Source organism: Pseudomonas sp. HMSC08G10 (genome assembly GCF_001808425.1).
GTDB classification, from domain to species: domain Bacteria; phylum Pseudomonadota; class Gammaproteobacteria; order Pseudomonadales; family Pseudomonadaceae; genus Aquipseudomonas; species Aquipseudomonas guariconensis.
On sequence record NZ_KV793320.1, the window covers coordinates 31,507 to 55,102 of the forward strand.

Annotated in this window: 15 protein-coding genes; 6 read left to right on the forward strand and 9 right to left on the reverse strand. The window is 62.7% G+C overall.

Translation table 11 applies throughout. The annotated features are described in order from the left end of the window. Window positions 1–58: 58 nt before the first annotated feature. Window positions 59–2,104 carry a PhoX family protein gene (locus HMPREF3173_RS16890; protein WP_070574720.1) on the forward strand — a complete coding sequence of 682 codons (2,046 nt, stop codon included), beginning with the start codon at window positions 59–61 and terminating at the stop codon, window positions 2,102–2,104. Window positions 2,105–2,198: 94 nt separating this feature from the next. Here HMPREF3173_RS16890 and HMPREF3173_RS16895 read toward each other — a convergent pair whose 3' ends face one another. Then, window positions 2,199–2,510 carry a YqfO family protein gene (locus tag HMPREF3173_RS16895; protein ID WP_043212432.1) on the reverse strand — a complete coding sequence of 104 codons (312 nt, stop codon included), beginning with the start codon at window positions 2,508–2,510 and terminating at the stop codon, window positions 2,199–2,201. 2 nt (window positions 2,511–2,512) lie between these two features. Continuing rightward, window positions 2,513–6,409, reverse strand: coding sequence for a phosphoribosylformylglycinamidine synthase (gene purL / locus HMPREF3173_RS16900; protein ID WP_070574722.1), 3,897 nt, complete (start codon window positions 6,407–6,409; stop codon window positions 2,513–2,515). Between the two features lie 275 nt (window positions 6,410–6,684). On the opposite strand from purL, the gene mltF reads away from it, so the two are divergent. Continuing rightward, window positions 6,685–8,142, forward strand: coding sequence for a membrane-bound lytic murein transglycosylase MltF (mltF, locus tag HMPREF3173_RS16905; RefSeq protein WP_070574725.1), 1,458 nt, complete (start codon window positions 6,685–6,687; stop codon window positions 8,140–8,142). Window positions 8,143–8,155: 13 nt separating this feature from the next. Here mltF and tadA read toward each other — a convergent pair whose 3' ends face one another. The 7 genes from tadA to HMPREF3173_RS16940 form a co-directional block, all read right to left on the reverse strand. Further along, window positions 8,156–8,635: a tRNA adenosine(34) deaminase TadA gene (gene tadA / locus HMPREF3173_RS16910; RefSeq protein WP_070574726.1), complete on the reverse strand. Its 480-nt coding sequence runs from the start codon at window positions 8,633–8,635 to the stop codon at window positions 8,156–8,158. Next, complete coding sequence (locus tag HMPREF3173_RS16915) at window positions 8,635–10,017, reverse strand: multicopper oxidase family protein (RefSeq protein ID WP_070574727.1); 1,383 nt, start codon at window positions 10,015–10,017, stop codon at window positions 8,635–8,637. Before HMPREF3173_RS16915 ends, tadA begins: the two co-directional genes overlap by 1 nt. Before the next feature lie 182 nt (window positions 10,018–10,199). Further along, complete coding sequence (locus HMPREF3173_RS16920) at window positions 10,200–13,445, reverse strand: dermonecrotic toxin domain-containing protein (RefSeq protein WP_070574729.1); 3,246 nt, start codon at window positions 13,443–13,445, stop codon at window positions 10,200–10,202. Between the two features lie 176 nt (window positions 13,446–13,621). Beyond that, entirely contained in the window at window positions 13,622–15,199 is a 1,578-nt protein-coding gene (gene guaA, locus HMPREF3173_RS16925; protein WP_070574734.1) for a glutamine-hydrolyzing GMP synthase, read from the reverse strand. 78 nt (window positions 15,200–15,277) lie between these two features. Beyond that, window positions 15,278–16,747, reverse strand: coding sequence for an IMP dehydrogenase (guaB, locus tag HMPREF3173_RS16930; RefSeq protein WP_043210622.1), 1,470 nt, complete (start codon window positions 16,745–16,747; stop codon window positions 15,278–15,280). 147 nt (window positions 16,748–16,894) lie between these two features. Beyond that, window positions 16,895–17,449 carry a sugar ABC transporter ATPase gene (locus HMPREF3173_RS16935; protein WP_070574736.1) on the reverse strand — a complete coding sequence of 185 codons (555 nt, stop codon included), beginning with the start codon at window positions 17,447–17,449 and terminating at the stop codon, window positions 16,895–16,897. Between the two features lie 46 nt (window positions 17,450–17,495). After that, entirely contained in the window at window positions 17,496–18,251 is a 756-nt protein-coding gene (locus HMPREF3173_RS16940; protein ID WP_070574738.1) for a sulfite exporter TauE/SafE family protein, read from the reverse strand. 97 nt (window positions 18,252–18,348) lie between these two features. Here HMPREF3173_RS16940 and HMPREF3173_RS16945 point away from each other — a divergent pair, with 97 nt between their 5' ends. The 4 genes from HMPREF3173_RS16945 (at window position 18,349) to leuA (ending at window position 23,590) form a co-directional block, all read left to right on the forward strand. Continuing rightward, window positions 18,349–19,254, forward strand: a complete 906-nt coding sequence (locus HMPREF3173_RS16945) for a LysR family transcriptional regulator (protein ID WP_070574740.1) — start codon at window positions 18,349–18,351, stop codon at window positions 19,252–19,254. Window positions 19,255–19,274: 20 nt separating this feature from the next. Continuing rightward, window positions 19,275–20,654: an exodeoxyribonuclease VII large subunit gene (xseA, locus tag HMPREF3173_RS16950; protein WP_070574820.1), complete on the forward strand. Its 1,380-nt coding sequence runs from the start codon at window positions 19,275–19,277 to the stop codon at window positions 20,652–20,654. A gap of 3 nt (window positions 20,655–20,657) precedes the next feature. After that, window positions 20,658–21,485, forward strand: coding sequence for a M23 family metallopeptidase (locus HMPREF3173_RS16955; protein WP_070574742.1), 828 nt, complete (start codon window positions 20,658–20,660; stop codon window positions 21,483–21,485). A gap of 431 nt (window positions 21,486–21,916) precedes the next feature. After that, on the forward strand, window positions 21,917–23,590 hold the full coding sequence (gene leuA, locus HMPREF3173_RS16960; RefSeq protein WP_070574744.1) for a 2-isopropylmalate synthase: 1,674 nt from the start codon (window positions 21,917–21,919) through the stop codon (window positions 23,588–23,590). Window positions 23,591–23,596: the final 6 nt, after the last annotated feature.

Consider the following 23,596-nt stretch of genomic DNA (forward strand, 5'->3'; position numbering starts at 1 on the left):
CATACTTTGCGTTCAAAGTCGCGGTCTTCCTTCCACTCAGCAATGCAAGGACACCCTGATGAGTCGAGAAAGCGGCGATAACCTTGATCGCAACTCCAGCGGCAATCTGCCAATGGCCAGTGTCATGGATGCCTACCTGAGCCGACGCAGTGTCATGCGCGGCAGCTTGGGGGCGGCCATCGCGCTGATCGCAGGGGCAGGCCTGACCGGCTGCCTGGGCAGTGGCACCAACCAAGGCACGCCCGCTCCGGCTCGTCCCGCCACTCCCAGGCCCAGACTGGGGTTCCAGTCGATCCCCGGCTCGCGTACCGATGGCTGCGCCGTGGCCGCCGGCTACAGCGCCTATGTACTGGCGCCCTGGGGCACACCGTTGAACAGTAAGGCCAGCCCCTGGAAAGCCGACGGCAGTAACACATCCACAGATCAGGCCAACGCCATGGGCATGCACCATGACGGCATGCACTTCTTCCCCATCGGTGGCAGTTCCGACGATGGCCTGCTGGCAATCAACTTCGAATACATCGACCCTGCCGCGCTGCACCCGCACGGCCCGACCACCTCTGCCAATGGCAAGCGCCCGGCCGAAGAAGTGCGCAAGGAAATCAACGCCCACGGCGCCGGCGTGGTTCGCCTGCGCAAACTCAACGGGCGCTGGCAGGTGGTCGACAACGACCCGCTCAACCGACGCTTCACCACCGCCTCGCTGATGGAGATCGCCGGCCCTCTGCGCGGCAGCGAGCACGTCAAGACCCGGTTCTCGCCCGCCGGCACCCAGTGCCGTGGCACCAACAACAACTGCGGTAACGGCTATACACCCTGGGGCACTTACCTCACGTGCGAGGAGAACTGGCCCGGCATCTTCGTCAACAAGGGCGCCCGCCCTGCCGACCAAGTGCGCATCGGCGTGGCCACCTCGAGCGGCCAGTACGGCTGGGAGAGCGCCGCAGGTGACCGCAGCGAAGCCAACGATGAGTTCGCCCGCTTCGACATCACCCCTCGCGGCGCCAGCGCCACCGAGGACTACCGCAACGAAGCCAGCACTTACGGCTACATCGTCGAGATCGACCCGTACGACGCCCGCACGCGCGCCGTCAAACGCACCGCGTTGGGCCGGTTCCGCCATGAGGGCTGCTGTCCTGGCCTGGCGGTAGCCGGCAAGCCGCTGGTCTGGTACATGGGCGACGACTCCAACAATGAATACCTGTACAAGTTCGTCTCTGACGCTGTCTGGGACCCTGCCGACGCCAACCCGAGCGATCGACTGGCCACCGGCGCCAAGTACCTGGACCAAGGCAAGCTCTACGTGGCGCGCTTCGATGCCGACGGCACCGGCCACTGGCTATTGCTCGCCCCCGGCACGGCCACCACGGGCGGCAGCACCTTGGGTGCGCTGTACGGCGACCTGGCCGGGATCATTCTCAATACCCGGGGTGCTGGCGATGCCGTGGGCGCAACGCCCATGGACCGCCCGGAGTGGACGGCGGTCAATCCCCTCAATGGTGACGCCTATGTCACCCTGACCAACAACAGCGAACGCACACCGGCCAAGGTCGATGCGGCCAACCCACGCGGCCCGAACCGCCACGGCCACATCATCCGCTGGCACGACAGCGACGATCAGCGCAGCTTCACCTGGGACATCTTCGTCTTTGGCGCCAATGCCGATGGCGGTGCCGACATCAATCGTTCGGGCCTGACCGAACTGAACCAGTTCGCCAGCCCCGATGGAATGAGTTTCGATAGCCGCGGTGTGCTGTGGTTCGAGACCGACAACAGCGAATCGAGCGTGACCCGCTATACCAACGACCAGTTGCTCGCGGTGATCCCCACCGATCTGGTGGACGCAAACGGCAGGCAAGTGCCGATCGATGCCCGCAACCAGGCAGACTTGCGCCGCTTCTTCGTAGGGCCGAACGGCTGCGAAGTGACTGGCATCACCTTCACTCCCGACAACAAGACGTTGTTCGTCAACATCCAGCATCCGGCCAACTGGCCCCGCAGTGACATCGCTACCGACGCCACCCCCACAGGCAGCCGCGTGCGGCCTCGGTCGTCAACCGTGGTGATTCAACGCAAGGATGGAGGAGAGATCGGCATCGGCTGATGCCTGTAGAAAGGGCCGCTACGCGTCCCATCGCAAGCATCGAGCGCGCTGCGATGGGCTGCATAGCGGCCCCTGGGATATCACACGAACGGGATCAGAACTCGGCGAGCCGCCAGACCTCATAGGCTGGCGTCTCGTACGGGTGGCTCGCCTTGAGCGCGGCGACGACTTGGGCGATCAACTCATCCGCCACCACCAGCTCGACCTTCCACTCCTCCACCTGCTCGACCTGACCGGTCTGCCCGAGGTACGGCTGGCTGCCGTCCAACGGGCGGAACTGGCCCAGGCCCTGCGTCTGCCAGGCACAGTGGTCATAGTCGCCGATGCGTCCGCCGCCTGCGGCGAACACAGCGGCCTTGACCACTTCCACATGGCTCGGTGGCACGAAGAAGGCGAGCTTGTACACGCTTAGTTCACCCAGACGCGCGCGTTGCGGAACATGCGCATCCAGGCGCCGTCTTCCTGCCACTCATCCGGACGCCAGGAGTTCTGCACGGCACGGAATACACGCTCAGGGTGCGGCATCATGATGGTCACGCGACCGTCGCGGCTGGTGAGGCCGGTGATACCACGCGGCGAGCCGTTCGGGTTGGCCGGGTAGGCCTCGGTGACCTTGCCGTGGTTGTCGACAAAGCGCAGGGCCACGCAACCGGACAGGTCCGCTTCCAACAGGGCTTCCTCGCTGGCGAACTCGGCATGGCCTTCACCGTGGGCGATGGCGATCGGCATGTGCGAACCGGCCATGCCCTGCAGGAAGATCGAGTTGGACTTCTGCACCTCGACCATCGCCACACGCGCCTCGAACTGCTCCGAACGGTTGCGCACGAAGTGCGGCCAGTACTCGGTGCCCGGGATGAGTTCGTGCAGGTTGGACATCATCTGGCAACCATTGCACACGCCCAGGGCGAAGCTGTCGTTACGCTCGAAGAACGCCTGGAAGGCTTCACGGGCACGGCTGTTGAACAGTGCCGACTTGGCCCAGCCTTCACCGGCGCCCAACACGTCACCGTAGGAGAAGCCACCGCAGGCCACCAGCCCCTTGAACTCGGCGAAGTCGACACGACCGGCGAGAATGTCGCTCATGTGCACATCGATGGCGGCAAAGCCTGCGCGGTCGAAGGCGGCAGCCATCTCGACCTGGCCGTTGACGCCCTGCTCGCGCAGGATGGCCACTTGCGGGCGCACGCCCTTCTTGATGTACGGCGCTGCGATGTCGTCGTTGACGTCGAAGCCCAGCTTGACCGACAGGCCTGGGTTTTCTTCTTCCAGCAGGACGTCGTATTCCTGGTCGGCGCAATCGGCGTTGTCACGCAGGCGCTGGATCTGGTAACTGGTCTCGGCCCACTGGCGCTGCAGCAGACGACGCTGGTCGTCGAACAGCACTTCGCCATTGAGGCTGATGGACACTTCGCCGTTGTTGACCGGCTTACCGATCACCGCGACGCAGTCGCCCAGGCCAGCGGCGCTGAACTGCGCCAGCACATCCGGGGTGGCGTCCTGGCGAACCTGGATGACCGCGCCCAGCTCTTCGTTGAAGAGAATGGCCGGTACGTCGCCTTTGCTGTCGGTCAGCGGATCGAGTTGCAGGTCCAGACCGCAGTGGCCGGCGAAGGCCATCTCCAGCACGGTGGTCAGCAGGCCACCGTCGGAACGGTCGTGGTAGGCCAGCAGGTGGCCGTCGGCGTTCAGGCCCTGAACCACTGCGAAGAAGGCCTTGAGATCCTCTGGGTCGTCGACGTCCGGTGCCTGGGCGCCGAGCTTGCCGAAGGTCTGGGCCAGGATCGAGGCGCCCATGCGGTTCTTGCCGCGGCCCAGGTCGATCAGGATCAGGTCGGTCTCGCCCTTGTCCATGCGCAGTTGCGGCGTCAGGGTGTCACGGATGTCGACCACCGGTGCGAATCCGCTGACGATCAGCGACATTGGTGCGGTGACGCTCTTCTCGACGCCGTCCTCGCTCCATTTGGTCTTCATCGACATGGAGTCCTTGCCGACCGGAATGGTCAGGCCCAGCTCAGGGCACAGCTCCATGCCGACCGCCTTGACGGTGTCGTACAGACGGGCGTCTTCACCTGGGTGGCCAGCCGCGGACATCCAGTTGGCCGACAGTTTGATGTCGGAGAGCTTCTCGATACGGGCACCGGCCAGGTTGGTCAGCACTTCGCCGATGGCCATACGGCCAGAGGCTGGGGCATCGAGCAGGGCCAGCGGGGTGCGCTCGCCCATGGCCATGGCTTCGCCGGTGTAGACGTCGAAGCTGGTGGCGGTGACGGCGCAGTCGGCTACCGGGACCTGCCACGGGCCGACCATCTGATCGCGGGCGACCAGGCCGGTGATGGTGCGGTCGCCGATGGTGATCAGGAAGCTCTTGCTGGCAACGGCCGGGTGGTGCAGGACGCGCTCGACGGCGTTGTCCAGGTCCAGCGTGCTCGGGTCGAAGTCATCGCCCAGCTCGGCTTCACGGGTGACCGAGCGGTGCATGCGCGGCGGCTTGCCGAGCAGCACATCCAGCGGCATGTCCACCGGGGTGTTGTCGAAATGGCTGTCGGTGACGGTGAGGTGTTTCTCCTCGGTGGCTTCGCCGACCACGGCGAACGGGCAGCGCTCGCGCTCGCAGATGGCCTTGAAGCGCTCGAAGTCCTCGGCGCTGACCGCCAGCACGTAACGCTCCTGGGACTCGTTGCTCCAGATCTCGTGCGGGGCCATGCCCGGCTCGTCGTTGGGCACGTTGCGCAGTTCGAAACGCCCACCGCGACCACCGTCGTTGACCAGTTCAGGGAAGGCGTTGGAAATACCACCGGCGCCGACGTCATGGATGAAGGCGATCGGGTTCTTGTCGCCCAGTTGCCAGCAGCGGTCGATGACCTCCTGGCAACGGCGTTCCATTTCCGGGTTTTCGCGCTGTACCGAGGCGAAGTCCAGGTCGGCGGAGCTGGCGCCGGTGGCAACCGACGAAGCCGCGCCGCCACCCAGGCCGATCAGCATGGCCGGGCCGCCGAGCACGATCAGCTTGGCGCCGACAGTGATTTCGCCCTTCTGCACGTGGTCTTCACGGATGTTGCCCATACCGCCGGCGAGCATGATCGGCTTGTGGTAGCCGCGCACTTCTTCACCGCGCGGGGTGTCGATGGCTTGCTCGAAGGTACGGAAGTAGCCGGTCAGGGCCGGACGGCCGAACTCGTTGTTGAATGCGGCGCCGCCCAGGGGGCCTTCGACCATGATGTCGAGAGCGTCGACGATACGGCCCGGCTTGCCATAGGCCTGCTCCCACGGCTGTTCGAAGCCAGGGATGCGCAGGTTGGAAACGGTGAAGCCGGTCAGGCCGGCCTTGGGCTTGGCCCCACGACCGGTGGCGCCTTCGTCGCGGATCTCGCCGCCGGAGCCGGTGGAGGCGCCGGAGAACGGGGCGATGGCGGTCGGGTGGTTGTGGGTCTCGACCTTCATCAGGATATGCACCGGCTCCTGGACCGCGCCGTACTGGCGGGTTTCAGGATTCGGGAAGAAGCGGCCCGCCACGTGGCCGACGATGACCGAGGCGTTGTCCTTGTAAGCGGACAGCACGCCTTCGCTGTGCATCTGGTAGGTGTTCTTGATCATGCCGAACAGGCTCTTTTCCTGAGCCTGGCCGTCGATGTCCCAACTGGCGTTGAAAATCTTGTGGCGGCAGTGTTCGGAGTTGGCCTGGGCGAACATCATCAGCTCGATGTCGTTCGGGTTGCGCTTGAGGCCCTGGAAGGCATTGACCAGGTAGTCGATCTCGTCTTCGGCCAGGGCCAGGCCCAAGTCGACGTTGGCCTGGGCCAGTGCGGCACGGCCACCGCCGAGAATGTCCACGGAGGTCATCGGCTTGGGCTGGGCGTGGCTGAACAGATCGGCGGCGTCTTCCAGGCGGGCCAGCACACGCTGGGTCATGCGGTCGTGCAGCTCGGCGGCGATCAGCGCGGCGTCGGCATCGGACAGCTCACCGGCGACGTAGTAGGCGATACCGCGCTCAAGGCGCTGGATGCTCTGCAGGCCGCAGTTATGGGCGATGTCACTGGCCTTGCTGGCCCAGGGCGAGATGGTGCCCAAGCGCGGGACCACCAGGAACAGGCGACCGGCCGGCTCCTGGACCGGAACGCTCGGACCGTACTTGAGCAGACGCCCCAGCACCTGCTGCTGGTCGGCGGTCAGCTCGCCATCGACATCGGCGAAGTGGGCGAATTCGGCATACAAACCAGTAACAGCGGGGACTTTCTGGCTCAGTTGCTCGAGTAACTTACCGTGGCGGAAGGCAGAAAGGGCAGGAGCGCCGCGCAGGATCAACATCGTCGGGACAGCCTCAGGAAGGGGTGTGCTTAGAGGCCGTGCATTCTAGCCTAATTCGCAGACTTTCGGCACCCGCTCTAAGCCAATGCTGCCGGGCGGCGGAACCGGACTTCGGGGTCAGAAATATCGCTTCAAGCGGCAAGCCTCAAGCGCAAAGAAAATGCAGGCCGCCATGGTCCGCTTTTCGCTTATCGCTTGCCGCCTGAATCAGCTAGCAGACCTGCCAACCATTGTCGAGATATGGCGGGACCGGTCCTTTGCGTATACTGCAACCTATGTTCGCCCTCACTGCTTTGCGCCAGCGCTGCGCCAGATGGCTCTTCGCAACCGGACTCTTCCTGCTGCTCGGTGCCTGTGTTGAAAAACCCAGCACCCTCGAGCGCGTCAAGGAGGACGGCGTGCTGCGCGTGATAACCCGCAACAGTCCCGCCACCTATTTCCAGGACCGCAACGGTGAAACCGGCTTCGAGTACGAACTGGTCAAGCGTTTTGCCGACGAACTGGGCGTGAAACTCGAGATCGAGACCGCCGACAGCCTCGATGAACTGTTCGACCAGCTGGGCAAGCCCTCCGGCCCGGTGCTGGCCGCCGCCGGACTGGTCAGCAGCGAAAAACGCACGGCCCAGGCGAGATTCTCCCACCCTTACCTTGAGGTGACCCCGCAGGTCATCTACCGCAACGGCCGCTCACGCCCCACCAACGTCAAGGGGCTCATCGGCAAGAAGATCATGGTGCTCAAGGGCAGCAGCCACGCCGATCAACTGGCCGAACTGAAAAAGCAGAATCCTGCCCTGGAATACGAAGAGTCCGACGCGGTCGAGGTCGTTGATCTGCTGCGTATGGTCGATGAAGGTCAGATCGACCTGACCTTGGTGGATTCCAACGAACTGGCCATGAACCAGGTCTACTTCCCCAACGTCCGAGTGGCCTTCGACTTGGGGGATTCCCGCGATCAACGCTGGGCGGTTGCCGCCGGCGAAGACAACAGCCTGCTCAACGAAGTCAACGAGTTTCTCGACAAGTCGCAGAAGAACGGCACCCTTCAGCGCCTGAAGGATCGCTACTACGGCCATGTCGACGTGCTCGGCTATGTCGGGGCCTACACCTTCGCTCAACACTTGCAGCAGCGCTTGCCCAAGTACGAGAAGCATTTTCGCGCCACCGCCAAGGCCGAGCAGGTGGACTGGCGCCTGCTGGCGGCGATCGGTTACCAGGAGTCGATGTGGCAGCCGGAGGTTACCTCCAAGACCGGCGTGCGCGGCTTGATGATGCTGACCCAACGCACCGCCCAGGCCATGGGCGTGTCCAATCGCCTGGACCCGAAACAGAGCATCCAGGGCGGCGCCAAATATTTCATGCTCGTCAAGGACCAGCTCGACGAGAGCATCAAGGAACCGGATCGCACCTGGTTCGCCCTGGCCGCCTACAACGTTGGCAGCGGCCACCTGGAAGACGCACGCATGCTAGCCAAGCGAGAAGGCCTGAATCCGAACAAATGGCTGGACGTGAAGAAAATGCTGCCGCGCCTGTCGCAGAAGCAGTGGTATCGCAAGACCCGCTACGGCTATGCCCGCGGCGGCGAGCCGGTGCACTTCGTGGCCAACATCCGCCGTTACTACGACATCCTTACCTGGGTGACCCAGCCGCAGCTCGAGGGGCAGGTCGCCGAAGGCAACCTGCACGTACCGGGGGTCAACAAGGACAAGCCGGCCGAACAGCCCTCGCCGATGTGACGCACAGGCGTTGCTAGCACTTAGCCCGCCGTGCCTTGAAGAAATCGCTCAGAATCTGCCCACACGCCTCGGCCAATACCCCTCCCTCGAACATCACCCGATGATTCAAAAAGCCCTGGGTGAAGAACTGCCCCTGGCTCTGCACGATCCCGGCCTTGGGCTCCAACGCGCCATAAACCACCCGCGCAATGCGCGAATGCACGATCAGCCCGGCGCACATGCTGCACGGCTCCAGCGTCACGTACAGGGTACTGCCGGGCAATCGGTAGTTGCTGGCGGCCTTCGCGGCAGCACGGATAGCCACCATCTCGGCGTGCGCACTGGGATCGCTGTCGGTGATAGGACGGTTGAAGCCCTGTCCGATGACCTGCCCATGCTGCACCAGCACCGCGCCAACCGGCACCTCGCCCATGGCCGCCCCCTGTGCGGCGAGTTCCAGGGCTAATTGCATGAATTCCTGATCGCGGCTGCGATCGATGATCTGCGGACGCATCAGACCACCGCGATCGCGGCCATCAGGCCGGTTTCCATGTGGTCGATCACATGGCAATGGAACATCCAGGTGCCTGGGTTATCGGCCACCAGCGCTACCTGGGCGCGCTCGTTCTTGCCCAGCAAATAGGTATCGGTGAACCAAGGTTCGACGATCTTGCGGCGATTGGAGGCAATTACCTTGAAACTCATGCCATGCAAATGAATGGGATGCTGGTACTGGGTCATGTTTTTCAATTCGAAGATGTAACTCTTGCCCTTCTTCAGCGTGGCGATCGGGCGATCGGCGCAGGTCTTGTCGGTGATGTCCCAGGCCTGGCCGTTGATCTGCCACAGGCTCGGTGGGCGGCCGTTGTCGGTATCCACCGACACCTTGCCGGCCCATTCGAAATTGAAGTTGAGCTTTTGCGCATTCTCCAGGTCCGGCTCGGCGATCGGATTGGCCGGCAGCGCCTCGGGCCAGTCCCCCGGCGCTTGGTCGCTGGCCACCGAACGCAGGGTCCCCAAGCGCACGAAGCCGTCACGCAGAGAAATCTCCTCGCCTGCCTCGGGGATACGGATCGCCAGGCAAATGCGCATGCCTGGGCCGAGCCAGTAGTCCTCTTCCAATACGCGCGGAGTGACGGGATTGCCATCGAGCGCGTACACCCGCGCCTCGCAGTTGCCCTTGAGGTTGATGCGGTAGGTCCAGGTGTTGTCCAGGTTCAACAGACGCACCCGCACCACCTGGCCTGCCGGCAGCTCGGTGACCGCGTCCGCCTGGCCGTTGATGGTGATCAGGCGCCCAGCCGTACCGTTGCGCGCGGCTTCGCGAGGGATACTGAACGGCAGCCAGGCCCCCTGCTCGTCCACGTGCCAGTTCTTCAGGCTCAAGGTCCGCTCATGCAGGAAACCGGTAGGCTCGCGCTCCTCGACGATCAACGGACCGACCAGGCCACGCCCTAGCTCTTCGGAACTGCTGACGTGGGGGTGGTACCAGTAGCTGCCAGCATCGGGCACACGGAACTTGTAGTCGAAGAACTCGCCCGGCTTGACTGGCAATTGCGAAACGTAGGGCACCCCGTCCATTTCCAGCGGCAGACGGATGCCATGCCAATGGATGGTCGTTTCCACGGGCAGGTGATTGATGAAGCGCACCCGCAACCAGGTGCCCTGACGGACACGCAGTTCAGTACCTGGCGCCGAGGGGCCAAAAGCCCAGGCCTGGGTTTTGAACCCCGGCACCAGCTCCACGTCCAGCGGGGCAGCGATCAGTTCATAATCGTGCCCGGCATTTTCGTCCTCGACTTTGCCCAGCCAGTAACGCGCCGCGCCTCCGGCGCCCAAGCCAACCACGGCAAGGCCGGTCAGGCCCTTGAGCATTTGTCGACGGGTAAAGGACATCGGTGCGGGTACCTCGTTTCTGCGCAATCAGTCTGCCAGCAGTGCTGGCAATGAAGGGCGAATACGATACACCTGCATTTGCGAAAGATTAAGTGAAGTCTTGAGCGGGCGACTGGATCACCTTGTCGCAGCGAGAGCGCGCAGAAGGCCTGACTCCCCATAACCCTCTACGCGCCTCGCTATCAAGTGCCCGCCTGACCGACAGTCGCACTCCAGGAATTCTCCGCACCTGCCCGGATTTTCAACCGCCGCCCAAAGGGGGCATAGAAATCAACGGCAGCCTCTCGAAATTCGAGATACGCCAGAGAACGCATCCCCGCCTTGGGCTTCAACACATCGTCAAGCAGGTCCGCGTAATCTGGACGTACGCGCTTAAGTGTGTCGAGGAACATCTGGGGACCACTGATTGCAAAGATCTTGCGCATATAGGGATTGGTCCCGTCAGCGTTTAGCGCGCGGGAGCTTTCCAGCTCACGAAGTGCGTCGATCTCATTGATCCAACGACGATAGGCCGCCTGCTGGATCTCCTGGAGGACCGGATTACCGGCGTGACTTGCAAAATGGCTGTTACCTGGGCCGTAAAAGCCCATTCTTGGTGACGAGACCGCCCCACCGGTCAATACATCATCCGGCCCCGCATTGAGTTCAGCGTCTTCAAACGCCCCGACCATGACGTCATCACAATCCATGTAGAGACCGCCGTATTCGTGAATCAGGCGATACCTCAAGATATCCGAAGCGGCCGCCAGATTTTGTCCGGGGCCACTGCGAAAGTAACGATAAGGCACCACGGTTTCATCATCGGTGAGGAACTTGAAGAAAAACGGCTCGTCCCTCAGCTCTGAAACCGCCAGGTTGGGGAACTCGGCGAACGCCTGTTTCAACCGATCCAGTTCACCCGTAAACGCGGCATTGTCGACGTCCAGATGCAGCGTGAACTTCAAGCCAGGATTGGCACGAATGTTCGTCTTCATCGTTTCAATCAATTCGCCCCTGGGCCCTCGCTCACCTAGCCAAATCTGGTGAACTTCCCGGTTGATCGCGCGGGCCTCCTGCGAGACGCCCGGAATACGAGGAAACGTGTAGATCTCATAACGTACGCCGAACCGAAGCGATGCCCGAGCCGCAAGAAACGACTTCACACTGCCTTGCTTCCAGACACCCTTATTGTTCAGCCAGTGGACCTTTCCATCATAAGATTTCCATCCCCCGATATCGGCATCGAAAGTGACGCGCGTGCCCTCGGCGGAGTTCATCGCGTAATACGTGTCTATCTGTTGTTCTTCTTCGAACGCCGGGCGCACCTCGATACCATCCATGGGCACTTCGATCTGTACGGGAGGATGTGCACGAACCAGGGTAATGCCCGGTTTGACACGCTCCGGCAACGGCTCAGCCTGCGCTGTCACCTCGATGAAACTCTCACCACCGCGCAGGCCAGGTTTGACATCGATATCGGAATAAAACCCCTTCAACCGTTTGATATAGGGGCCTTGGATATCGGCCTCGTATGGAGAAACGATTCTGTACTGCCCTGCGCGCTCGATGCGCTCGACACGGTATACCTTGGCATGCACCCGAGCGTAGCGAGTGAGGACTCCGGAAGCTGCGTCGGTTTCCTGATAGACAGCACCGAAATCATCCACCCCCCATTTGCCGCCCTCGCCCAGCGGCCCGTTGTATTCGAACTTGGCCAGTTCATCGCGCAGTTGGGGTGACAATGAACGAAGACCGTCGGGCTCGATACCGAACGCCTTCACACTGTCAAAGGTTTGAGCATGTAGGTTGGCGCGCGCCTGCCTTTGCGTCTCTTCATGCGCGCGACGGGCCATGCGCTCATCGGCTGATTCATTGGCCCGCTCTTCTCGCTGACGGGCAATCTCTTGCTCCTGCTGCTCTGCCGTGGTGGCATTTTCCAGTGTTTCCTGGGGGGTGAGCGTATTTGCCTTTTGCCCTATCTCGTCCGCAGCCCCTGGGGTGAGCGTATCGCCTACCCGCGCCGCAGCGCCTGCAGCCTTGGCCAGCTCCAAGGTGGCTGGCACAGCGTTGAGAATGCCAAAGACGATGCGGCGCTTGCCTTGCGCCTGATCCTCGACCGTGCCGTTGACGACCTCATCGGCTCCCAAGCCGATCAGCGCAGCGGACATCGTTGCCACGGGCAGCCAAAGTGCCGGGATCGCCATTGCAACGATACTGGTGACAGTCAATGCGGTGGACAGTACCTCGCCTGCGACCCCTTGATTGTAAGCGGCACGGCTTCGAATCAGCCGCACGGCATCGGACTGCAGACGGCTTTTCAGAGAGTTTTTGAAATGTGTGAACGGCCAAGGATGAATAGCGGGGCCGAGGGTGATTTCATCGTGTGGATTCCAGCGGGAGTAATTGCCCACATGCCAAGAGGGGAACGCGCCCAGGCCCAACAGCGCTGTCTTTAGGCCTGACACGAATATCCCGTCCGGGTCGTCTTCGGCCTTGAAATGACCTTCCAGAACCGTGCGGCGCTGAGTGAATCTGCATTGCAGGGCGAACCAGTCGCAAAACGCTGCCATATCCTCAAAACCATGCAGCGGCGAAGAATTGCCGGGGATGTAAACCAGCAGGCGTCCGGACTGTTCATCCTTGAAGACAATAATGTCGCTCGCCGTATAGCGATAAACCAAGAGCTCGCGAATGCTGACGACATGCTGATCGAGCGCCGCTTGCTCGAACGCCTCGTAAGTCAGTGTTTCCCAGGTGGTGGACACCTCAAGCCCCAAGGCCCTGAGCACCATGTACTTGTCATTGAGCGTCAACGAACCTTCTTCATGCTGAACAAAGGCAGCCCTGAGCACCGATGCCTTGATCAGCAAGTTGTATTCCCGCTCGTGAAGACGCCAAAAGCTCTTCAAGTGCCTCAGATAGTTCGCCTGAAGATCGGCCTCCCAGGCGAAATGTTTGAACTGCTTCGGGTCCAGGCGGACTTGCGTATCGCTGGAGAAGCGCTGAGGCGTTGTCTTGCGATAGATCGCCTCATAGGCAAAGCAGTTATCCAACGGCAGAGGCGTCTCGCTGATGACCGTGGGATAGCCCTCGAGCCTGAACGCCTCCAATGATCCAAGATGACTGAAGAGACTGCCATCTCCCTGTTGTTGCCAATTACGCATCAGGGCATCGGTCAAGGTCATGGACGATGCGATGTTTGCGCGTTGATCGCCCTCATCCCAGGCATCGATATACAAGGTCGTGATGAACAGATCATCAGGGTCGATGTCCAGCTCCAGCGCCTGCAACACATAGGCCTTGGCCACGTCATGGGCAAATTTGCGCGGCGACGGGTAGTCCAATGCCTGCTGGTTCACGAAGTCCTTCAATAAAAAAGGCCCACTCGCTTCCTGCCTGGAGGCAGTTACTTCGTCGTTTAAATCCTGGAAAACGCTTCGCTCGGTCATTTCGACAGTCCTTCGCAATGAAGGCCATAGCATGCGAAGTCTGCCGATTCTTAAAAATCCAACTATTTACCACCTGCTGAGAACCCGCCATCCGCTGCGGCGCGTCCAACAAAAAGCCCGCAGATGTGCGGGCTTTTTGTTGGCGCTTCAGTTGCCGGATTACTCCGGCAAGCCGGTCACTCCCACTCGATGGTGGCTGGCGGCTTGCTCGACACGTCGTAGGTGACGCGGGAGATGCCGTCGATTTCGTTGATGATGCGGCCGCTGACGGTTTCCAGCAGCTCGTATGGCAGGTGCGCCCAGCGAGCGGTCATGAAGTCCACGGTCTCGACCGCGCGCAGGGCGACGACCCAGGCGTAGCGACGGCCATCGCCAACGACGCCGACCGACTTGACCGGCTGGAACACCACGAATGCCTGGCTGGTCTTGTGGTACCAGTCGGCCTTGCGCAGCTCTTCGATGAAGATATGGTCGGCGCGACGCAGCAGGTCAGCGTATTCCTTCTTCACTTCACCCAGGATGCGCACGCCCAGGCCCGGGCCCGGGAACGGGTGGCGGTAGACCATGTCGTACGGCAGCCCCAGCTCCAGGCCGATCTTGCGCACTTCGTCCTTGAACAGCTCGCGCAGTGGCTCGACCAGCTTGAGGTTCATTTCTTCCGGCAGGCCGCCGACGTTGTGGTGCGACTTGATCACGTGGGCCTTGCCGCTCTTGGCGCCCGCCGACTCGATCACGTCCGGGTAGATGGTGCCTTGGGCGAGGAACTGGATGTTCTCCAGCTTGCTGGCTTCGGCATCGAACACGTCGATGAAGGTGCGACCGATGATCTTGCGCTTCTTCTCCGGGTCGGTTTCGCCGGCCAGGTTGTCGAGGAACTGCTGCTCGGCGTCGGCACGGATCACCTTGACGCCCATGTTCTCCTTGAACATGGCCATCACTTGGTCGCCTTCATGCAGGCGCAGCAGGCCGTTGTCGACGAAGACGCAGGTCAGTTGGTCACCGATGGCGCGGTGCAGCAGCGCGGCGACTACCGAGGAGTCGACACCGCCGGACAGGCCCAGCAGCACGTTGGCCGAGCCAACTTGCTCACGGACCTGGGCGATGGCGTCTTCAACGATGTTGGACGGGGTCCACAGGGCCTCGCAGCCGCAGATGTCCTGGACGAAGCGGGACAGGATGCGACCGCCCTGCTTGGTGTGGGTCACTTCCGGGTGGAACTGCACGCCGTAGTAGCCGCGGGCGTCATCGAACATGCCGGCGATCGGGCAGCTCGGGGTGCTGGCCAGCACGTGGAAGTTGCCCGGCATCTGGGTGACCTTGTCGCCGTGGCTCATCCAAACGTCCAGACCCAGTACACCGTCGTCATCAACGTGGTCTTCGATACCGTCGAGCAGGCGGCTCTTGCCGACCACATCAACACGGGCGTAACCGAACTCGCGCAGGTCGGAACCTTCGACCTTGCCGCCCATCTGCTCGGCCATGGTCTGCATGCCGTAGCAGATACCCAGTACCGGCACGTTCAGGTCGAAGACCGCTTGCGGTGCGCGCGGGCTGTTGGCTTCGTGGACCGACTCGGGGCCGCCAGCGAGGATGATGCCGCGTGGGTTGAATTCGCGGATCGCTTCATCGTCCATGTCGAACGGGTGCAGTTCGCAGTAGACACCGATCTCGCGCACGCGGCGGGCGATCAACTGGGTGTACTGGGAACCGAAATCGAGGATCAGGATGCGGTGAGCGTGAATGTCGAGGGCCATGACTCAATCTCGTCAGTGGAAATCGGAAACGACGCGGGGCTGTCGTGACAGCCCCGCTAACAGGTATTGCTGGAAGCCTTAGCCTACGCGGTAGTTAGGGGCTTCTTTGGTGATCTGCACGTCATGCACATGGGACTCGGCCATGCCGGCACCGGTGATGCGCACGAATTCAGGCTTGGTGCGCATCTCTTCGATGGTCGCGCTGCCGGTGTAGCCCATGGAAGAACGCAGGCCACCCATCAGTTGGTGGATGATCGCAGCCAGGGCGCCCTTGTACGGCACACGGCCTTCGATGCCTTCCGGAACCAGCTTCTCGGCGCCAGCCGAGGAGTCCTGGAAGTAACGGTCCGAGGAGCCTTGGGCCTGTGCCATGGCGCCCAGCGAGCCCATGCCGCGGTAGGCCTTGTAGGAACGGCCCTGGAACAGCTCGACCTCACCCGGCGCCTCTTCGGTGCCGGCGAACATCGAACCCATCATGACGCAGGAGGCGCCAGCGACGATGGCCTTGGACAGGTCACCGGAGAAGCGGATGCCACCGTCGGCGATCAGCGGTACGCCAGTGCCTTCCAGTGCGGCGGCGACGTTGGCGATGGCGCTGATCTGCGGCACACCGACACCGGCGACGATACGGGTGGTGCAGATCGAGCCAGGGCCGATACCGACCTTGACCGCGTCAGCGCCGGCTTCGGCCAGGGCCTTGGCGGCGGCGCCGGTGGCGATGTTGCCGCCGATCACCTGCACTTGCGGATAAGTCTCTTTGACCCAGCGAACGCGATCGATCACGCCCTTGCTGTGACCGTGAGCGGTGTCGACCACCACCACGTCAACGCCGGCGGCAACCAGGGCGGCAACGCGCTCGCCGGTATCCTTGCCGGTGCCGACCGCAGCGCCCACGCGCAGACGACCTTGGTCGTCCTTGCTGGCCAGCGGGTAGGCCTTGGCTTTTTCGATGTCCTTGACGGTCATCATGCCCTTGAGGCTGAACTTGTCGTCGACGATCAGGACTTTTTCCAGACGGTGCTTGTGCAGCAGCTCGCGGACTTCGTTCTTGTCGGCGCCTTCGCGCACGGTGACCAGACGCTCTTTGGGCGTCATCACTTCACGAACCTTGGCGTCCAGGCGGCTTTCGAAGCGCACGTCACGGGAGGTGACGATACCGACCAGGTCGCCGTTCTCCAGCACTGGAACACCGGAGATGTTGTTCAGGCGGGTCAGGTCGAACAGGTCGCGCACGGTGGCGTCGGCGTCGATGGTGATCGGGTCCTTGACCACGCCAGCCTCGAACTTCTTGACCTTGCGCACTTCGGCAGCTTGCTGCTCGATGGTCATGTTCTTGTGGATGATGCCGATGCCGCCTTCCTGGGCCATGGCGATGGCCAGGCGCGCTTCGGTCACGGTATCCATGGCGGCGGAAACCAGGGGAATGTTCAGCTCGATGCCGCGGGTCAAACGGGTCTTGAGACTGACTTCATTGGGCAGTACCTCAGAATAGCCAGGTACAAGGAGAATATCGTCGAAGGTCAGGGCTTCTTGGCTGATACGCAGCATCGCGGGGGCTCCCGGGCGGGAAAAATGGAAGCGCGCCATTATACTCATCCACGGCGCGCCGCTCAATGCAATTCAAGCTCCAAGTTACAAGCGGCAAGCGACGAGATTCACTCCACCCACGTCTGCGCTTTTGCTGTCGCTTGCGACTTATGGCTGGCAGTTGACCTGCACCACCGCCACCGGCTGGTCCAACCAGTCGGCGAAGCTGTCGAGAAAGGCCTGGGTGAACCCGGCCTCGCCCCAGTTGTTGAAGATGAACCCCAGGTTGGAAAAGGCGCACGGCTGCAGGAACAAAAAGCCGTTGATGTCGTCCTCGAAGCCGCACAGCGGGCAGGTGAAGTTATCGCTCACCCCGGGCATCCACTCCTCCAGGCTCTCGAACAGCGGCTCGCCGATTTCGCGCCGACACTCAGGGCAACCCGCTTCTTCGAGAAAGCCCTCGGTCGGCGTATAGATGCAGCGCTTGAGCATCACCTCCAGGCCGTTGATCTGCTCGCCGAAGGGGAGTCGTTCCGGATGCAGCGCGACCTTGTGTGCGCCCTGGGCCAAGGCGTACCCCATGCGATTGCCGGTGCGCCCACAGGTGCTGAGCTGCTCCTCGACGATCTTCTCGCGCACCAGCCAGCGCAGGATCGCCCGGGCGCGGGCTTCGTGGACCGGGACGGTGGAGAGTTTGGGAACGATGATGCTCTGGGTGTTCATGAACGAAACGGGCCTGCGGACTGCGGTAATAGCGCGATTCTACCGCTCAGTCACCCAGGTAGCGACCGATCAACGCCACTCCGCTGGCCAGCACCAGCCAGGTGACCACACGCACGAAGGCTTCGCGGGACAGTTTCAAGGTCAGGTGCCGCCCCAGCCACAGCCCGACTGCCATCACCGGCAGCAGGCAGGCCGCGAGAAACAACAGGCTTGCATCGGCGTATACCCCGGCGGCAACAAACAACGACAGGCGCACCACGGTACTGCAACTGATGAGCGCACTCTGGGTCGCCCGTGCCTGCTCCGTGGAATCCAGCCGGGCATTGAGGTAGATCGCATAAAGAAACCCACCGCTGCCGAACAAGGCGCCGAACAGCCCACCTGCCATGCCCATCGGCACCGCCCAGGCGCCTGCAAGCCGCGCAGGTCGCACCTTTACGGTCAGGCCATACAAGGCATACCCCGTCACGAACAGCCCCATCAGCAATGACAGAAGCTCCGATTTCAGGCGCAGCAGAAAGACCACGCCCAAGGTACAGCCCACCGCCATGCACGGCAGCAAGCGCAGCAGTTCGCCCCGCACCACCGACTGGCGCGATGGCAACCAGTTGCCAAAGGCCGCGACGAAGTCCAGCAGCACCAGCAGCGGAATGATCCGCGACAGTGGCATGAAGTGGATCAGCACCGGGCCCGCCACCAACGCCGTACCGAAACCGGCGATACCGAACACAATGTAGGCCACGCCAACCCCCAGCAGGATGGGCAGCCAGTCAAGGCCTGAAAACGACAATTGGGCAAGCATGGGCATGACTCCTGAAAACACCGAGACAGGTTAGCCAGGCACGAGCCATGCCGACTAATATGCCTTTCCACCCTGAGATATCTCGAAAAGGCATGCAATGACTTCCATCCGCCAGTTGCGCTACTTCGTTGAAATAGCCCAGAGCGGCAGCTTCAGCGGGGCTGCCGAGCGGCTGTACATCGCCCAGTCTGCGCTAAGCCGTCAGATCAAGGAGCTGGAACATCAGCTCGGTACACCTTTGTTCGAGCGAACTGCCCGCCAGCCTCGGCTGACCTCGGCTGGCCTGGCCTTTCTCGATCGCGCACAGCGCCTGTTGGCCGATCTTGACCAAGCCGAGCGCCTGGCCCAGGAGATCGGTCAGGGTCTGCGCGGCAGTCTGCGCCTCAATCACTCCAGCACCGTCCCCTTGACCGGCCGGCTGCTGGCGAGCCTAGGCAGCTACCTGAACAACAATCCTGGCGTGTCCTTGGAGATTGCCCAGCAGTCCTCCGAAGCACAGCTGGAAGACATCGCCGAAGGCCGGCTCGAACTCGGCCTGTTGCGTCTGCCGGTGCTGCGCCAGCACCAGGATGTGGAAATCCATGCCCTGTTCAGCGAGCCATTGCTCCTGGCCGTGGCGGCAGACCACCCACTGGCCGATGCCCCCCAGGTGGCACTGGCGCAATTGCATGATGAGCGTTTCATTTCCATCCCTCATCGACAGCGAGGGGGCTTGAGCTACCTGTCCGCTTCGTTGTGCATGGAGGCGGGATTCTTTCCACGCGCCGCCCAGGTCGTGTCTCGCAAGACCACGCAACTACAGCTGATACAGGCAGGATTCGGGGTGGCGCTGTTACCAGCCTGCATGCGCGACATCGCGCCGGCCTCGGTGCGTTTCATACCGTTGCAAGAGGCTTGCCCGAGCACCGTGGCCCTGGCGTGTCGACGAGACGCGGGAGAACTGGTGCGCCAGTTCGTCTCGACGATGCCAGGTCCAAGCGCCAGCACAGACAACCAGGCGTGATGTCCTTTATGATGCCGGCCATGATCAGAGACCCCTTCGAACGACTCGGCCTGGACCGCGAGGTCCTCACCGTCAGCCAGCTCAACGGCCGCGCGCGCGTGCTGCTCGAGGATGTGTTCCGCAGTGTCTGGGTGGAAGGCGAGATATCCAACCTCGCCCGCCCGGCCTCCGGGCACATGTACTTCACCCTCAAGGACAGCGGCGCCCAGGTACGCTGCGCGCTGTTCCGGCAGAATGCCGCGCGCGTGCGCCAGGCCCTGCGCGATGGCCTGGCGGTCAGGGTGCGCGGCAAGGTGTCGTTGTTCGAGGGGCGCGGCGACTACCAACTGATCCTCGACACGGTCGAGCCCGCCGGCGATGGCGCCCTGCGCCTGGCCTTCGAAGCCTTGAAGGAAAAGCTCGGTGCCGAAGGCCTGTTCAGTGCCGAACGCAAGCAACCTCTGCCGGCCCACCCGCGCCGCATCGGGATCATCACCTCCCCTACTGGCGCAGTGATCCGCGACATCATCAGCGTGTTCGGCCGACGCGCCCCCCAAGTGGAACTGAACCTGATCCCCACCGCAGTACAGGGCCGGGAGGCCATCGCCCAGATTGTCCGTGCCTTGCGCCTGGCCGACAGCATGGGCTTCGATGCGTTGATCCTGGCCCGCGGCGGGGGGTCGCTGGAAGACCTCTGGTGCTTTAACGAAGAGGACGTCGCCCGCGCCGTGGCCGCGTGCGTGACGCCCATCGTCAGCGCCGTGGGCCATGAGACCGATGTGTCGATCAGCGACTTCGTCGCCGACGTTCGCGCGCCGACCCCCTCGGCCGCCGCCGAATTGCTGGCGCCGGACAGCAGCGGCCTGCAACAGCGCCTGGACAGCCTGCAGCGGCGCCTGTTGCAGCGCATGAAAAACCGCCTGGCTCATGATCACCTGCGCCTGGATGGCCTGGCCCGCCGCCTGCGCCACCCGGGCGAGCGCCTGCGCCAGCAGGCACAACGTCTGGACGACCTGGACATGCGCCTGCGCCGCGCCTTCATGCTCAACATGAACCAGCGCCATGAGCGCCTGGGCCGGCTAGACACCCGCCTGGCCGCGCAACATCCGGGGCGCGCGCTCAAGCTGCTCGGCCAGCGCCTGGACAGCCTCGCCGAACGCCTCCCGCGGGCAATGCGCGAAGTGCTCAAGGATCGTCGCCAGCGCTTCCAGGCCCAACTGCAGACCTTGCACGTGGTCAGCCCCCTGGCGACCCTGGCCCGCGGCTACAGCATCCTGCTCGACGAGCGCGGCCAGGCTGTCCGCAGCGCCGCCCAGACTCACAACGGCCAGCGCCTGACCGCCCGCCTGAACGAAGGCGAGCTCAAGGTGCGGGTCGAGGACAACCACCAGACTCCGGTCACCCTCTCGCTACTGGACTGACACATGCCCCGCCTGTTCGCCCCTCTGCTCGCCTTCCTCTTGCTGTTGCTCGGCACCCACGCCCAAGCCAGCTACATCACGCGCCAGCTGAACAAGCCGGTGCCCGGAGGCGTGGCGGTGGTCGACCTGGGCCCTGCTCCCTCGGCACCCAGCGCACGCTTCGATGGCAAGCCGGTGCTGGTGGTCCAGGAGCAGGGCAACTGGCTGGCCATCGTCGGCATTCCCCTGACCCAGAAGCCTGGCACCGCTGTGCTCACCCAAGGTTCGCGCACCCTGCCCTTCACGGTCGGCAGCAAGAAGTACCCCGAGCAACACATTACGTTGAAGAACAAGCGCCAGGTCAACCCTGCCCCCGCCGACCTCAAGCGCATCGAGCGCGAGCTGGCCGAACAGATCAAGGCCTACCGCAGCTTCAGCCCTGCCCTGCCGAGCAACCTGATCCTCGACAAACCGGTCAGCGGGCCGCTGTCGAGCAAGTTCGGCGTGCGTCGCTTCTTCAACGGCGAGGAGCGCAACCCCCACGCGGGCCTTGACTTCGCCGTGCCCGCCGGCACGCCCATCAAGACCCCGGCCAATGGCAAGGTGATCCTGGTGGGGGATTACTTCTTCAATGGCCGTACCGTGTTCGTCGATCACGGCCAGGGCTTCATCAGCATGTTCTGCCACATGTCCAAGATCGATGTGAAGCCAGGCCAGACGCTGCGTCGCGGTGAGGTGGTCGGCCGCGTGGGCGCCACAGGCCGGGCAACCGGGCCGCATATGCACTGGAACGTCAGCCTCAACGATGCGCGGGTGGATCCGGCAATTTTCATCGGGGCGTTCCAGCCCTGATCCAGGCGTACCGACTTCGCGAGTGAACCCGCTCCCACAAGGCCGACGCTGTAGTGGAGGCCTTCACAGAACCCTGTGGCGGCGGGTTTACCCGTGAAAAGGCTCACACCGTCAACAACGTTTCCATTGAGTTGCGCCATCAAAAAATAGCGCGCAAAAATACCGAACCCACTGTTCGATATCAGCCATAAAATCTCGCACAAGCGCTTTTTTTAAGCATTCCTCTCAATTTTTTCCGAATACTTGCCATCCCACCAGTCACTGGTTAGGGTTGAGGCATGAAAACCTTCAGCACCCTCATCCTGCTCCGACAACATCGCAGCCTCTGCCTGGTCAGCGCCCGACTACCAGGCTGATCGCGTCGCCTCGCCTCTTCATCTCGTTATCGCTCGGCAGGCCCGATCTCGGCCGCACATAAAAGGATTGCTTCCATGACCATGCTCAAAGACCCTTCGAAGAAATACCGCGCCTTCCCGACCATCGATCTGCCTGACCGTACCTGGCCGTCGAAGACCATCACCCAGGCGCCGATCTGGTGCAGCTCCGACCTGCGTGACGGCAACCAGTCGCTGATCGAGCCGATGGATTCGGAGAAGAAACTGCGTTTCTGGAAGACCTTGGTGCAGGTCGGCGTGAAGGAAATCGAAGCCTCGTTCCCGTCCGCCTCGCAAACCGACTTCGACTTCGTGCGCACCCTGATCGAAGACGGCCACATCCCGGACGACACCACCATCCAGGTGCTCACCCAGGCCCGTGAGGACTTGATCGCGCGTACTTTCGAATCCCTGCGTGGCGCCAAGAAGGCCATCGTCCACCTGTACAACGCCACCTCGCCGTCGTTCCGCCGCATCGTCTTCAACCAGGACAAGCAGGGCGTGAAGGACATCGCCGTGAATGCCGCCAAGCTGTTCGTCAAATATGCCGCGCAGCAGCCGGAAACCCAGTGGACGTTCCAGTACTCGCCGGAAACCTTCAGCGCCACCGAGATGGAGTTCGCCAAGGAAGTCTGCGACGCGGTCATCGAGGTGTGGAACCCGACCCCTGAGCACAAGATCATCCTCAACCTGCCGGCCACCGTCGAAGTGTCGACACCCAACGTCTATGCCGACCAGATCGAATGGTTCTGCCGCAACGTCAACCGCCGCGACAGCGTGATCATCAGCCTGCACACCCACAACGACCGCGGCACCGGCATCGCCGCCACCGAACTGGGCCTGATGGCCGGCGCCGACCGTGCCGAAGGCTGCCTGTTCGGCAACGGTGAGCGTACCGGCAACGTCGACCTGGTGACCCTGGCCCTGAACCTCTACACCCAGGGCATCGACCCCAAACTGGACTTCTCCGACATCGACGGCGTACGCAAAGTCGTCGAGGAGTGCAACCAGCTGCCTGTGCACCCACGTCACCCGTACGTGGGCGATCTGGTCCACACCGCGTTCTCTGGCTCGCACCAGGACGCCATCCGCAAGGGCTTCGCCAAGCAGAAGGACGATGCGCTCTGGGAAGTGCCGTACCTGCCGATCGACCCGGCCGACATCGGCCGCAGCTACGAGGCGGTGATCCGCGTCAACAGCCAGTCCGGCAAAGGCGGCATCACCTACCTGCTCGAGCAGGAGTACGGCATCAGCCTGCCACGTCGCATGCAGATCGAGTTCAGCCAGGTGGTACAGGGCGAGACCGACCGCCTGGGCCTCGAAATGACCGCTCAGCAGATCTACAGCCTGCTGCACAAAGAATACCTCCAGGCCAACACGCCCTATGCGCTGGTCAGCCATCGCCTGCAGGAAGAGAACGGCCACAGCGCCGTGGAAGTGGAAGTCGCTGGAGAAGGCGAAACCACCCTGCACTGGCGCGGTAAAGGCAACGGCGCGCTGGAAGCGCTGGTCGCCGGCCTGCCCATCAGCGTGGAAATCATGGACTACAACGAACACGCCATCGGTGCCGGCACCAACGCCAAGGCCGCGGCCTATATCGAATTGCGCGTGGCCGGTGGTCGTCCGGTGCATGGCGTGGGGATCGACGAGAACATCACCACCGCCAGCTTCAAGGCGCTGTTCAGCGCACTGAACCGCTCGCTGAGCCAGCAGGCGGCCAAGGCGGCGTAAGCTTCA